Annotated in this window: 11 protein-coding genes and 2 riboswitches; of the genes, 8 read left to right on the top strand and 3 right to left on the bottom strand. The window is 73.9% G+C overall.

All coding sequences use genetic code 11. The features are described 5' to 3' along the window. Positions 1-53 precede the first annotated feature (53 nt). The 3 genes from AB0C35_RS38845 (at position 54) to AB0C35_RS38835 (ending at position 2358) form a co-directional block, all read left to right on the top strand. Positions 54-791: a MerR family transcriptional regulator gene (locus AB0C35_RS38845; RefSeq protein ID WP_358467258.1), complete on the top strand. Its 738-nt coding sequence runs from the start codon at positions 54-56 to the stop codon at positions 789-791. 142 nt (positions 792-933) lie between these two features. Then, positions 934-1404, top strand: coding sequence for a bifunctional nuclease family protein (locus AB0C35_RS38840; RefSeq protein WP_067468341.1), 471 nt, complete (start codon positions 934-936; stop codon positions 1402-1404). Positions 1405-1752: 348 nt separating this feature from the next. Then, the gene (locus AB0C35_RS38835) at positions 1753-2358 is read left to right on the top strand and encodes a MerR family transcriptional regulator (protein WP_358467256.1); all 606 of its coding nucleotides are present in this window, start codon (positions 1753-1755) and stop codon (positions 2356-2358) included. Positions 2359-2366: 8 nt separating this feature from the next. On the opposite strand, the gene AB0C35_RS38830 is transcribed toward AB0C35_RS38835, so the two are convergent. Beyond that, entirely contained in the window at positions 2367-4856 is a 2490-nt protein-coding gene (locus tag AB0C35_RS38830; RefSeq protein ID WP_358467254.1) for a lysylphosphatidylglycerol synthase transmembrane domain-containing protein, read from the bottom strand. A gap of 267 nt (positions 4857-5123) precedes the next feature. Then, positions 5124-5218: riboswitch (glycine riboswitch) on the top strand. After that, positions 5219-5326, top strand: a riboswitch (glycine riboswitch). A gap of 61 nt (positions 5327-5387) precedes the next feature. On the opposite strand from AB0C35_RS38830, the gene gcvP reads away from it, so the two are divergent. Together gcvP and AB0C35_RS38820 are read left to right on the top strand one after the other, a co-directional pair. Then, on the top strand, positions 5388-8264 hold the full coding sequence (gcvP, locus tag AB0C35_RS38825; protein WP_358467253.1) for an aminomethyl-transferring glycine dehydrogenase: 2877 nt from the start codon (positions 5388-5390) through the stop codon (positions 8262-8264). 304 nt (positions 8265-8568) lie between these two features. Continuing rightward, a complete protein-coding gene (locus AB0C35_RS38820) occupies positions 8569-9687 on the top strand; it encodes a tetratricopeptide repeat protein (RefSeq protein ID WP_358467251.1) in 1119 nt (372 codons plus the stop codon). A 12-nt stretch (positions 9688-9699) separates the two neighbouring features. On the opposite strand, the gene AB0C35_RS38815 is transcribed toward AB0C35_RS38820, so the two are convergent. Continuing rightward, complete coding sequence (locus AB0C35_RS38815; RefSeq protein ID WP_358467249.1) at positions 9700-10125, bottom strand: PPOX class F420-dependent oxidoreductase; 426 nt, start codon at positions 10123-10125, stop codon at positions 9700-9702. A gap of 50 nt (positions 10126-10175) precedes the next feature. Between AB0C35_RS38815 and AB0C35_RS38810 the strand changes: the two genes are divergently transcribed. Beyond that, positions 10176-10796, top strand: a complete 621-nt coding sequence (locus AB0C35_RS38810) for an alpha/beta family hydrolase (protein ID WP_358467383.1) — start codon at positions 10176-10178, stop codon at positions 10794-10796. Positions 10797-10898: 102 nt separating this feature from the next. Here the strand turns inward: AB0C35_RS38810 and AB0C35_RS38805 are convergent, their stop codons facing one another. After that, on the bottom strand, positions 10899-11102 hold the full coding sequence (locus AB0C35_RS38805; RefSeq protein ID WP_358467247.1) for a DUF5999 family protein: 204 nt from the start codon (positions 11100-11102) through the stop codon (positions 10899-10901). Between the two features lie 275 nt (positions 11103-11377). On the opposite strand from AB0C35_RS38805, the gene AB0C35_RS38800 reads away from it, so the two are divergent. Then, on the top strand, positions 11378-12106 hold the full coding sequence (locus AB0C35_RS38800) for a (Fe-S)-binding protein (RefSeq protein ID WP_358467245.1): 729 nt from the start codon (positions 11378-11380) through the stop codon (positions 12104-12106). A gap of 56 nt (positions 12107-12162) precedes the next feature. After that, the coding region (locus AB0C35_RS38795; protein WP_358467381.1) for a lactate utilization protein B at positions 12163-13542 on the top strand (1380 nt) is incomplete at its 3' end.

The raw sequence follows: 13542 nt of genomic DNA, 5'->3' as shown, positions 1-13542 counted from the left end.
GGGCGAGCACTGGCGAGCACGAGAACGGGGTCGCGGCGACGATGGGAGGGGCGTTGAACGCGCAGCCAGCCCGGTCCCTGATGACGATCGGGGACGTCCTCGGCCTGCTCAGGCCCGAGTTCCCCGACATCACCATCTCCAAGATCCGGTTCCTGGAGTCCGAGGGCCTGGTCGAGCCGCAGCGCAGCCCGTCCGGCTACCGCAAGTTCGGCGACGCCGACGTGGAGCGGCTCCGGTTCGTCCTCACGGCGCAGCGCGACCACTATCTGCCGCTGCGCGTCATCCGGCGGCATCTGGAGGCGTGCGACCGCGGCGAGAGCGTCCCGCCGCTCGGCTCCCGCGACTCCGGCGCCGGCGACCCCGGCACGCCGCAGCGCCGCCCCCGCATGCTCGTCGCCGCCGACACCACCGCCGAGGACCCGGCCGTCCGGCTGACCCGCCGCCAGCTCCTGGACGGCGCCGGCATCGACGAGGCGCTCCTGGCCAGGCTGGAGGAGTACGGTCTCGTCCGCAGGACCGGCGCGCACTACGAGGGCGACGCGCTCAGCATCGCGCGGGCCGCCGCGGCGCTCGGCGAGTTCGGTTTCGAGGTCCGGCACCTGCGGGCGGTCAAGGCCGCCGCCGACCGTCAGGCGGGCCTCATCGAGCAGATGGTCGCGCCGCAGTTGCGCCGCCGCAGCCGGGGCGCCCACGAGCAGGCCGCCGAGACCGCGCGGGAGATCGCCGCCCTGTCGGTCAGGCTCCACGCCGCCCTCGTGTCGGCCGGTCTCCGCGAAAGCCTCGACCGCTGATCATGGCGGCCGCGGAGGATTTTGCCGAACCCGCGGCAACGCGAGCTGTCCGGGGCTGGGTGTACGTTGGCTACAGGGTTCGGTCACGAATCGATCCGCTGCACGTGGTGATCGAGACAGCGAGAACCAGCAGGGAGCCGCAGTGAAGCAGATGGAGGTCGTCGGCGTCCGGGTCGAGATGCCCTCCAATCAGCCGATCGTCCTGTTGAAGGAGACGGAGGGCGATCGCTACCTGCCCATCTGGATCGGGGCGGTCGAAGCGACCGCGATCGCCTTCGCCCAGCAGGGCGTGCTGCCCGCGCGCCCCCTCACCCACGACCTGTTCCGCGACGTGCTCGACGCCCTCAGCGTCCAGCTCCGCACGGTCAACATCACCGCGCTGCGCGAGGGGATCTTCTTCGCCGACCTCATCTTCTCCAACGGCGTCGAGGTGAGCGCCCGCCCCTCCGACTCCATCGCCCTGGCCCTGCGCACCGGCGCCACGATCTTCGCCAGCGAGGACGTCCTCGAAGAGGCCGGCGTGGCCATCCCGGACGAGCAGGAGGACGAGGTCGAGAAGTTCCGCGAGTTCCTCGACACCATCTCCCCGGAAGACTTCGGACGGGCGGGATAGGGCCGCGAACGCCCGCCGTTCCCGGTCCGCATGCTCCGTGCTCGGCGGGGGATACGAGGATCGTGGGGAATGTCACTCTCGTGTGCATGTTCATGCCCTGCCGCGATTGGTTGTGCATCGCCCCGGACCTGGCGGTTTTTGCCCGGGGCCCATCGGGGTAGGAGTGGTGAGGCGGTGAAGGTGCGCAGTTTGCCCACGTGAAGCCGGTTCATCCGGGCATGCGACGCGCCGACGGTGAACGTTGACCACACCCTGACCGGCACCTACCGTGCTGGTGGAACACCCGTGGTGTAATTCGTCAAACCCCCTTGACGAAGCGGCACGGGCTGATAGAAGCCGGAGGTCCGCGTGGCGGTGAGCAGCGGCGAGGGCAAGGCGACCCCCGACAGGCACATGGCGTCCCGGCGTGCCGGAGAGCAGGGCCTGCTCTTCGACACCCAGGTCTCGGCGCCGCCGGAGGATGTCGGTTACCGCGGCCCGACGGCGTGCGCGGCCGCGGGGATCACCTACCGGCAGCTCGACTACTGGGCGCGCACCAAGCTGGTGGAGCCGAGCGTGCGTCCGGCGCACGGGTCGGGCAGCCAGCGGCTCTACAGCTTCCGCGACGTCCTCGTCCTGAAGGTCGTGAAGCGGCTCCTGGACACCGGCGTCTCGCTGCAGCAGATACGCACGGCCGTCACCCACCTGCGTGACCGCGGCGTCCGCGACCTGGCGCAGATCACGCTGATGAGCGACGGCGTCAGCGTGTACGAGTGCACCTCGCCCGACGAGGTCGTCGATCTGCTGCAGGGCGGTCAGGGCGTGTTCGGCATAGCGCTCGGAAGGGTGTGGCAGGAGGTGGAGGGCAGCCTCGCGGAACTACCCGGTGAGCGCGCCGCCGCCGCCGACGACGACCCGTCAGAGCACCCCCACGACGAACTGGCCGGCCGGCGGCGCGCCCGCCGCACCGGCTGAGCGCGCGATCAGAGCGCCTCCCGCCGCTGCAGGTAGGTGAACGCGCCCCATCCCGGCATGACCGGCAGCCACAGCGTGAGAAGCCGGTAGAGCAGCACCGCCGACGTCGCCGTCTCCGCGGTGAGCCCCGAGATCGTCAGCGCCAGCGTCAGCGCCCCCTCGACGGCGCCGAGACCACCGGGCGTCGGCGCCGCCGACCCCACCGCGTTGGCGGTGAGGAAGACCACCACGACGGTCGTGAGGGGCAGCGAGCCGCCGAAGGCGCGGATCGAGGCGTCCAGGCAGAGCACGAACGCCGCCGTCAGCAGCAGCGTCCCGCCCACCCCCGTGAACAGCTTCCGCGGCGTCTGCAGGACGTCCACCAGCCGGGGCACCACACCGGAGAACATGCTCTTCAGCCGCGACGCGACCACGCGCCGGACCCGCGGGACGGTCATCGCCAGCCCCGCCACCAGCCCCAGCGACAGCACCGCGATGACGATCGTGCGGGACGGCGCGAGATCCTGTGTCGCCTTCGTCGTCGAGCCGGTGAGGAACCCGAAGAGGATCAGCAGCAGGATGTGCGTGACCAGTCCCATCAGCTGCGACGCGCCGACGCTCGCCACCGCCAGGCCCGGCCGCAGACCCGAGCGCTGCAGATAGCGGGTGTTGACGGCGACACCGCCCACGGCCGCCGGCGCCACCAGCTTCACGAACGACGCGGCGACCTGGACCAGCACCGTCCGCCCCAGCGGCAGCCGCTCCGGCACGAACCCCATCAGCATGAGCGCCGCGGCGACGTAGGTGAGGGCCGCCGCGCCCAGCGCGGCCAGGGCCCAGTGCCAGCTCGCCGCGGACGCCATGGTCGCCACGTCCAGGCTCGCCACCTGCGGGATGACGATGTAGGCCGCGATCGACAGCGCCACGATGCTGAAGATCGTCCGGGGCCGGAACCGCTCCAGCCTGGCCGGCGCGACCTCCGTCTCCGGCTTCAGCCGGACGATCTGCTCCCGGATGCGGGTCAGCAGGTCCCGGTCGCTCCGCAGCGCCGTCCGGGTCGTCCTCGACAGCGCCACCCGCTGCAGCAGCGGCACCGCGGCGGCCAGGGCCTCGCCGCCCAGCACCGACGCGGCGGTGCGGACCGCCCGCTCCGGCCCCGCCCGCAGCGCGAGCGTCGTCAGCAGCTGCGCCAGGTCGAGCCGCAGCGCCAGGTCGCCCGCCGCGGTCTCCCCGGACCGCAGGTCGGTGATGTAGGCGCGGCCGTCGGCGCCGACCACGATCGCCTCGTCCTGCAGCCGCCGGTGCGCCAGCCGGCCCGCCTGCAGTGAGCGGAACTGCCGCCACACGTCCGTCAGCAGCGCATCGGTGATGTCCTCGCCGGGGACGTCCGTGAGCCGCCGCCCCGGCACGTGCTCGAAGGCCAGCAGCGCCGCCTCCGTGCCGACCTCCGAGGTGCCGACCAGGCGGGGGGTCCGGGCGCCCGCGGCGTCCACCGCGTAGGCCATCAGCGACTCCTGCTCCAGTGACCTGCGCAGGGACCGCAGCGCCCGCCCGGTCGTCGTGGACCGCAGCCGCAGCAGCCGCCAGACGCGGTACAGCAGCCCCGCGGTCTGCTGGTCGCGGTCCAGGACGCGGAGTTCGAGGTCCCATTCGCCGCGGCCGCCGCGCCGCGCCGGGAGCCGCGCGGCGCCGCCGTCCCCCTCCCCGTCGACGGGGCAGGGGGCGAGGACGACGCCGTACCGTCGGGTCTCCTCCGCGCCGCCCGCCGGGTCGTCCAGGCGCGCGGCGCGCTTCGGGCGCAGCCCGAGCCGTTCGAGCGCCGCCACGACCGCCATGCCCGTGGGACGCGGGTTCGGCGTGCCGACCGCGTACAGGGTGCCGTGCCCGATGGCGCGGCCGAGGAAGAAGGTGGCCGCCAGCGCGGACACCGAGGCGTAGTTGGCGGTGAGGCCCGTCAGCGCCGCCAGCCCGATCATCGTCCAGGTCGCGGCCTGCCACCGGGCGCGCCCGGCCATCCCGACCGCGCTGACGAACGCGATCACGGGGGCGATGTCGGTGTGGATCGGGGCCGTCTCCGTGCCGCCCCAGATCAGCGAGTCCAGGACGCCGCCGGGCGCCGCCCGCACCACGAGGTCGTCCAGCCCGACCGTGATCCCGAACGCGATCATGGCGGCCAGCAGCGCGATCGCGACGCGCGTCCCGTCCTTGTGGAACAGCCGCTCGATGCCGAACGCGATCGGCACGGCCAGCACGCCGAAGCTGGAGATCAGCGTGGCCAGCGACAGCAGCATCCAGGGCGCGTGCGCGGTGCCCTCCTGGATGTCGGCGTGCAGGCCGTGCGTCGTCTCCTGCGCGAACGACACCAGCAGCATCACCGCCGCGAGGCCGGTCACCGACGCCGCGAACCTGATCGCGTCCGACGGGCGGCGGATCCGGTCCGGCTGGGCGGGCTCGTCGACGGGCACACCGGCCGCCTCGCCCTGCCGGGGACGCACCGTGTCGTCGTGGGTCTGCGTCACGCCGTACCGCCGCCCTGACCATCCGTCATCGTGATCAGCGTCCCAGAACCGGCGGCGCGCCGTCGAGCGGCCGGCGGCCGTCCGGCCGTCGCGTGTGCACCCGCAGCCCCATCTCCGTCCTGAGGCCCCGAGGCCCGTTACCTCCCAGGTCAGCCCTTCACATCCTACTCATTGGTAAAGCGGTTCGCCCGCAGGGGCGCCCGCGCCGGGCGGGGCGCGGCGATCGCGGCGCCCGGATTTGGGTAGGGTTCGTCCAGGACATGCCGTCGACCCTGTGCGGGAGAGACCCCACGCCGCCAGCGTGGGGCGCCGAAGGGGCAACCTCCCCGGAACCTCTCAGGCAAAAGGACCGCCGGGCGAGGCACCTCTGGAAAGCAGGCGTCGGTCCCCGCACGCGGGGAAGGGCGGCTCACCGAAGGGGAAACCCCGCCGCGCGGGTGAAGCTCTCAGGTGCCGATGACAGAGGGGGAGACCGGCCGCCGGCCCGCACCGGCGGCGGACCTGAGCATCGCAGCAGCCAGGAGGCTCTCCATGACCGCCCAGTTCTTCGCCCCCGTGGCCTCGCCGCAGCATCCCCGTTCCACGTTCGCCGACCGGCACGTCGGCCCTTCCCCGGACGACCAGGCCCGGATGCTCGCCGTCATCGGCTACTCCGGCATCGAGGCGCTCATCGACGACGCGGTGCCCGCGGCGATCCGCACGTCCCGGCCGCTGGACCTGCCGCCCGCGCTGAGCGAGACCGCCGCGCTGGACCGGCTCCGGGAACTCGCCGCCCGCAACACCGTGCTGACGTCCATGATCGGCCTCGGCTACCACGGCACGATCACCCCGGCCGTCATCCTGCGCAACGTCATGGAGAACCCCGGCTGGTACACCGCCTACACCCCGTACCAGCCGGAGATCTCCCAGGGGCGCCTCGAAGCCCTGCTGAACTTCCAGACCGTGGTCGCCGACCTGACGGGCCTGCCGGTCGCGAACGCGTCCATGCTGGACGAGGGCACCGCCGCCGCCGAGGCGATGGCCCTCGCCCACCGCGTCTCCAGGCGCAAGGAGCCCGGGACGTTCCTCGTCGACGCCGACGCCCTCCCGCAGACGATCGAGGTCGTGCGGACGCGGGCGGTCCCGCTCGGCATCGAGGTCGTCACCGCCGACCTGGCCGGCGGCCTGCCCGAGGGCGACTTCTTCGGGGTGCTGCTGCAGTACCCGGGCGCGTCCGGCGCCGTCCGCGACCTGGAACCGGTCATCGGGCAGGCGCACGACCGCGGCGCCAAGGTCGTCGTCGCCGCCGACCTGCTCGCGCTGACGCTGCTGCGTCCGCCGGGGGAGTCCGGCGCCGACATCGCCGTGGGCTCGACGCAGCGGTTCGGCGTCCCGTACGGCTTCGGCGGCCCGCACGCCGGCTACATGGCGGTCGGCGAGGGCATCCAGCGCCAGCTCCCCGGGCGGCTCGTCGGCGTGTCCGTCGACGCCGCCGGCGCCCCCGCGCACCGGCTCGCGCTGCAGACCCGCGAGCAGCACATCCGGCGCGAGAAGGCCACCAGCAACATCTGCACCGCGCAGGTCCTCCTCGCCGTCATGGCGAGCATGTACGCCGTCTACCACGGGCCCGAGGGGCTCGCCGCGATCGCCCAGCGGACCCACCGCCGCGCCGCCGAGATCGCCGCCGGGCTGCGCGCCGGCGGCGTGGAGATCGTCCACGACGCGTTCTTCGACACCGTCCTCGCCCGCGTCCCCGGCCGCGCCGCGGAGGTCGTCGCCGCGGCCCGCGAACGCGGGATCAACCTGCGGCCCGCGGACGCCGACCACGTGGGGATCGCCTGCGACGAGACGACGCTGCCCGGGCACGTCACCGCCGTCCTGGACGCGTTCGGCGTCCCGGCGGCCGGCGCCGCGGACGCGGCCGAGGCGTTCCCGGACGCGCTGCGCCGCGAGAGCCCCTACCTGACCCACCCGGTCTTCCACGCGCACCGCTCCGAGACCGCGATGCTGCGCTACCTGCGCAGGCTCCAGGACAAGGACATCGCGCTCGACCGGTCCATGATCCCGCTCGGCTCCTGCACGATGAAGCTGAACGCCACCGCCGAGATGGAGCCGGTCACCTGGCCGGAGTTCGCGGACATCCACCCGTTCGCCCCCGTCGACCAGGCCGCGGGCTACGTCGAGCTGATCGGCGAACTGGAGCGCGCGCTCGCCGAGATCACCGGGTACGCCGAGGTCTCCGTCCAGCCGAACGCCGGCTCGCAGGGGGAGCTCGCCGGCCTGCTCGCCATCCGCGGCTACCACGCCTCCCGCGGCGAGCGGCACCGGGACGTGTGCCTGATCCCGTCGTCCGCGCACGGCACCAACGCCGCCAGCGCCGTCATGGCCGGGATGCGCGTCGTCGTCGTGAAGTGCGACGAGGGCGGCAACGTCGCCCTCGACGACCTGCACGCCAAGATCGACGAGCATGGCGGCCGGCTCGCCGCGATCATGGTGACCTACCCCTCGACGCACGGCGTCTTCGAGGAGACGATCACCGACGTGTGCGCGGCCGTGCACGAGGCGGGCGGCCAGGTCTACGTGGACGGCGCCAACCTCAACGCGCTCGTCGGCCTCGCCCGCCCCGGCGAGTTCGGCTCGGACGTCTCGCACCTCAACCTGCACAAGACGTTCTGCATCCCGCACGGCGGCGGCGGCCCCGGCGTCGGCCCGATCGGCGTCCGCGAGCACCTGGCCCCCTTCCTGCCGAACCACCCGCTCCGCGCGGAGGCCGGCCCGGAGACGGGCGTCGGCCCCATCTCCGCGGCGCCGTGGGGCTCGGCGGGCATCCTGCCGATCTCGTGGGCGTACATCGCGATGATGGGCCCGGACGGCCTGCGCGCCGCCACCGAGGGCGCGATCGTCGGCGCCAACTACCTCGCCGCCCGCCTCGCGCCGCACTACCCGATCCTGTACACCGGCCGCAACGGCCTCGTCGCCCACGAGTGCATCGCCGACCTCCGCAAGATCACGAAGGAGACCGGGATCACCGCCGAGGACGTCGCCAAGCGCCTCATCGACTACGGCTTCCACGCCCCGACCCTGTCGTTCCCCGTCGCCGGCACCCTGATGATCGAACCGACCGAGTCCGAGGACCTCGCCGAACTCGACCGGTTCTGCGACGCCATGATCGAGATCCGCCGCGAGATCCGGCGCGTCGCCGACGGCGGCTACGACCGCGAGGACAACCCCCTCAAGAACGCCCCGCACACCGCCGCCTGCCTGGTCTCCGACGACTGGAAGCACGCCTACACCCGCCAGGAGGCCGCCTACCCCGTCCCCGCCCTCCGCGACGACAAGTACTGGCCGCCCGTCCGCCGCATCGACCAGGCCTACGGCGACCGCAACCTCATCTGCTCCTGCCCACCCCCCGACGCCTTCGAGGAGTGAACGCGGGTCTCCCAGGGGGGCGACCCCCTGGAACCCCCGTCACGAGCCGGTCGATCCTCACGCCACGGTTTCGCTTAGTTGTGACCCTGCAGGTCTGTGACGTGTCGCTGCGGTCGCCCGGCTCGTCGGGTCGTGCGACCTCCGGCGCCTGGGGCGCCTCCGGCCGCACGATCCGTGGTGTGGGAGGCGGGGGTCGGGGGGGAGCGGATGTGTGATCTTGGTGGGATTTCGGGTGTCGTCGCGAGACCTGGAAGGGGCGGATCGCTAGGCTTTCCGGCGACCCCGACCCCCAGAGGGCAGATCGATGAGCGAGTCACCGGAGCGTGTGTCCGACGACCCGGCGCAGTTGTGCGAGGAGGCGCGGAGCCTCGCCGAGAGCGGTGAGGCGGAGCGGGCGGCGCTGCTGTTCGGGAAGGTGCTCGCGCTCGGTGAGACGCCCTGCCGGGCGCAGGCGGCGCTGGGGCTGGCCGTCGTCCTCGACGATTCCGGCGACGTGGACGGGGCGCGGGAGGCGGACCGGGCCGCGATCGCCACCGGGGACCCCGAGTACGGGCCCCGCGCCGCCTACCATCTGGCCCTCACGCACGAGCGGGCCGGTGAGCACGGCAGGGCGGCGCCCGCCTGGCGGGTCGTGGTCGACTTCGGCAACGCCGCTTACCTTCCGCCCGCCCACCTGGCGCTCGCCAGGATCGCCGACGACGCCGGCGAGTTCGAGGAGGCGCGCGAGCACTGGGAGGCGGTGATCGGGACCGGTGACGCCGAGTACGGGCCGCCCGCCGCGCACGACCTGGCCCAGCGGCTGCTGGAGCGCGGCGACCCCGCGCGCGCCCAGCGGATCCTCGCCGCCGGGCTCAGGCTGATCGACCGGGGCACCGCCCCGTACGCCTACGCGCGGCTCGCCGTGGCGCTCGGCATCTCCTACCTCGATCAGGCGATCGGCGCGTTCGGCGCGGCGCTGGGGGAGGAGCCGCCCGACCCGGAGGTGGGGCCGCTGGCCACCGAGCTGCTGGCGCGGACGCTGCCGCTGCGGGGACGCGCCGCCGAGGCGGGCGAGGTGTGGCGGCGGGGGCTGGCCGACCCGGGCACCGCCGGGCAGGTCCGGGCGCGGCTGCGCCGCGACTTCGGCGACGGCGAGGAGGACGGCGACCCCGCCGACCTGTGGTGGGAGCCCGTCCTGGAGCAGGCCGTGTCGGACGGGACGCTCCCCGCGCTCACCGGTGAGGCGTTCGGCGCCCTCGACCACATGTACGCGCTGCTCGCCGTCCGGTACGCCGAGCGGCGGCCGGGCGAGACGCACGAGGTGCTCGGCAGGGCGGTGCGGGTCCCGAGCGACTACGCGTGGGGTCCGCTGCTGCACGAGAGCTTCGCCGAGCGGCTCCGCCTCGCCCTGGGCACGCCCGTCCCCGACTGGCCCGACGCGTGAACCGCGCGCCCGTCAGTGGGCGATGGCGCGTTCGGCGACGACCTTGGTGATGCGGGCGCGGACGAGGTACTCGGTGGGGACGGCGTTGCGGGCCCCGAACTCTTCGGCGCGTTCTTCGCCCATGTAGCGGCCGCCGATGGCGGTGGCCCAGCGGCGCATCTCCTCGAGGTCCTCGATGAGGGACGCCTCGGCCTGCATCAGGACGTAGGAGTACGGCGGCGTCTGGTCGTCCACGCAGATGGAGACGCGCGGGTCGCGGGCCAGGGCGCGGCCCTTGACGGTGTTGCGGGAGGTGTTGAACACCACGTCGTCGCCGTCGAGGACGAACCAGATCGGCGTGACGTGCGGCGCCCCGTCCTTACGGATGACGCCCGCCTTGCCGGTGCGGGTTCCCTCGGAGACGAAGGCGCGCCACTCACTGTCGGTCATCTTCTCCATAGGGAGAGTCTGCCGCAATGACCGTTCGGGCGGGCGGCTACCGTGGCGGCATGGAGATCGCGACCGTGCACGGGCCGGCGGAGGTGACGCTGGACGAGGTGGCCGATCCGGCGTTCCTGCTGGTGCTGACGCACGGGTCGAATGGGGGAGTGGACGCGCCCGACCTGCTGGCCGTGCGGGAGACCGCCCTCGGCCTGGGCGGCGCCGTCGCGCGGGTGATGCAGCCGTTCCGGCTCGCCGGGCGGCGCGCGCCGGGCCCCGCGGCCAAGCAGGACGAGGCGTGGCTGGAGATCGTCGGCGTGGTGCGGGACGGGTTCGGGGACGTCCCCCTGGTTCAGGGCGGACGGAGCAACGGCGCCCGGGTGGCGTGCAGGACGGCGGCCGCCGCCGGGGCGGCGGGCGTTCTGGCGCTGGCCTTCCCGCTCCGCCCGCCGCGCAACCCGGAGAAGACCCGGGTGGAGGAGCTGCGTTCGGCGGGGGTGGAGGTCCTCGTCGTCAACGGCGACCGTGACCCGTTCGGGGTCCCGGACGCGGCGGACGCGGCGCACGTCGCGGTGCTGGCGGGGGAGCGCCACGATCTGAACCGGGACCCCGCCGCGGTCGGGAGGGCGGCGGAGCCGTGGCTGCGGAGATGGGCGGCCCGTCCGGTGCGGACGGGCGGCCGGGAGTAGCGGATCTGCTCCGGGCCCGGTGCGGGCCCAGAGACTTCGGGCAGGTGGCCGTGCCCCCGAGGATGATCGTCCGTTCGAACTAGTCCCCCGTGGAGACCCCGTTCAAGCGGCGGACGGAGCCTGCAGGTCCGTCGGCCGGTGCGGTGCGATGACTCCCCCGTCGGGCAGCAGCTCACCGGTGTCCTCGAAGAGCACGACGCCGTTGCACAGCAGGCTCCACCCCTGCTCGGGGTGCGAGATCAGCGTCCGGGCGGCGTCGCGGTCGGGTGCAGTGTGTGCGGGACAAGGCGGCTGGTGCGGGCACATCGTGGTGCCTCCGGTCTCAACTACTGGTCGGTCGTGGTGCTTTCCCTAATTGACGCACCCCAGTGTGGAACGGTTCGCCATGACCGGCTATAGCCCGTTGGGACGGTTGTCGTTTGGTACCGAGGTACCGGAGTGCCGTGACCCGTCTCACCCCGTGGTGCCAGGCATAGCGTCCCTCCCGCACGTAACGGATGAAGAACGACACGCCGTCGGGGCGGAAACCTCTACGATGTTCGGCGGGAACGGCTTTGCGAGGCGTGGGGGGAGTGAGGCCGGTGCGGGTCGCCCTGTCCGTCGCCTGCTTCGACGACGCGCTGTTCCCCGACACCGGGAAGGCCGTGACCGCCCTGCTGGAACGGCTGGGGCACGAGGTCGCCTACCCGCCGGGGCAGACGTGCTGCGGCCAGATCCACTGGACGACCGGCTACCACCGCGAGGCCGCCGACCTCGCCCGCGCGTACACGGCCGCGTTCGAGGGCACCGAGGTCGTGGTCGCCGCGTCCGCGTCGTGCGCGGCGGCCGTCCGCGACGCCTACCCGCGGATCGCGCGGGCGTCCCGCGACCCGGGCCTGGCCCGCGCCGCCGAGGCCCTCACCGTCTGCGAGTTGACGGAGTTCCTCGTCGACGTCCTCGGCGTCACCGACGTCGGCGCCTACTTCCCGCACCGGGTCACCTACCATCCGTCCTGCCAGTCCGCACGGACGCTCGGCGTCGGCGACCGGCCGCTGCGGCTGCTGCGCGCGGTCAGGGGCCTCGACCTGGTGGACCTGCCCGCGGCGGGGGAGTGCTGCGGGTTCGGGGGCGCGTTCGCGATGAAGAACGCGGACGTGTCGGTCGCGATGGTCGCCGACAAGGTCAGGCACATCCGCGACACGGGCGCCGACGTGGTGTGCGCGGTCGACAACTCCTGCCTCGCCCATATCGGCGGCGCGCTGTCGCGGCTGCGCGGCGGCGTCCGCACCATGCACCTGGCCGAGATCCTCGCCGAGACGGGGCCGGCGTGACGGGCCCCGCCCCGCGGACGGCGCCGTCCTCCGCCGGGCAGGGCGGGCCGGTTCAACTGCCGACGCCGAAGTTCGCCGCCGCGGCCCGGTCCGCGCTCGCCGACACGCGGCTGCGCCGCAACCTGCGCGGCGCGACGGCGGCCGTCAGGGAGCGGGAGGCCGCCGCGGCCGCGGAGACCGCCGACTGGGAGGAGCTGCGCGAGGCCGGGCGCGCCGTCCGGGACGAGACGCTCCTCGACCTCGACGTCCACCTGGCGGAGCTGGAGCGGGCGGTGACCGAGGCGGGCGGCGTCGTCCACTGGGCGGCGGACGCGGCCGAGGCGCGCGGGATCGTCACCGGCCTGGTGCGGGCGGCCGGCGCGGCGGAGGTCGTGAAGGCCTCCTCGGCCACCACGCGGGAGATCGGGCTGAACGACGCGCTGGCCCGCATGGGCGTGACCGCCCGCGAGACCGCCCTCGCCGACATGGTCGTCCAGTTCGGCGGGGACCGGCCGTCGCACCTGCTGTCGCCGGCGGCCCACCGCGACCGCGCGGAGATCAGGGAGCTGTTCCGGCGGGAGATGCCCGCCGCCGGGCCCGGCCTGTCCGACGACCCCGCGGCGCTGGCCGCCGCCGCCCGCGCGCACCTCCGGGACCGGTTCCTGCGCGCCGGGGTCGCGGTCACCGGCGCGAACTTCCTGGTGGCCGAGACCGGGACGCTCGTGGTGCTGGAGTCCGAGGGCAACGCGCGGATGTGCCTCACGCTCCCCGAGACGCTGATCTCCGTCGCCGGCATCGACAAGGTCGTCCCGACCTGGGCGGACATGGAGGTGTTCCTGCAGCTTCTGCCGCGTTCGTCGTCGGGTGACCGGATGACCCCGTACGTCTCGACGTGGACGGGGGTGACGCCGGGCGACGGGCCGCGCGAGTTCCACCTGGTCCTGCTCGACAACGGCCGCACCCGGGCCCTCGCCGACGAGGTCGGACGCGCCGCGCTGCGCTGCATCCGCTGCTCGGCCTGCATGAACGTCTGCCCCGTCTACGAGCGGACGGGCGGGCAGGCGTACGGGCCGGTCTATCCGGGGCCGATCGGCGCGATCCTCACCCCGCAGATGCGCGGTGTGGAGAGCGCCGCCGATGCGTCGCTGCCGTACGCGTCCACGCTCTGCGGCGCCTGCGCCGACGTGTGCCCGGTGAAGATCGACATCCCGGACGTGCTGGTCCATCTGCGCGGGAAGGTGGTCGAGTCGCGCCGCAGGCGTCCCGTCCCGACGCCCGAGCTGATGCTGATGCGCGGCCTCGCGTGGACGATGGGCGACCCGCGCCGCCACGAGACGGCGCTGCGGCGCGGCACCCGGTGGGCGCGGCTGCTGTCGCGCGGCGGGCGGATCCGCCGCCTGCCGGGCCTGCTCGGGAAGTGGACCGAGGCCCGCGACCTGCCCGCGCCGCCGGCCGAG

Origin of the sequence: Spirillospora sp. NPDC048819, from assembly GCF_040650055.1 — a bacterium.
Classification (GTDB): domain Bacteria; phylum Actinomycetota; class Actinomycetes; order Streptosporangiales; family Streptosporangiaceae; genus Spirillospora.
The sequence above is the reverse complement of the archived record's forward strand: the minus strand, read 5'-3'. Positions and strand labels throughout refer to the sequence as shown.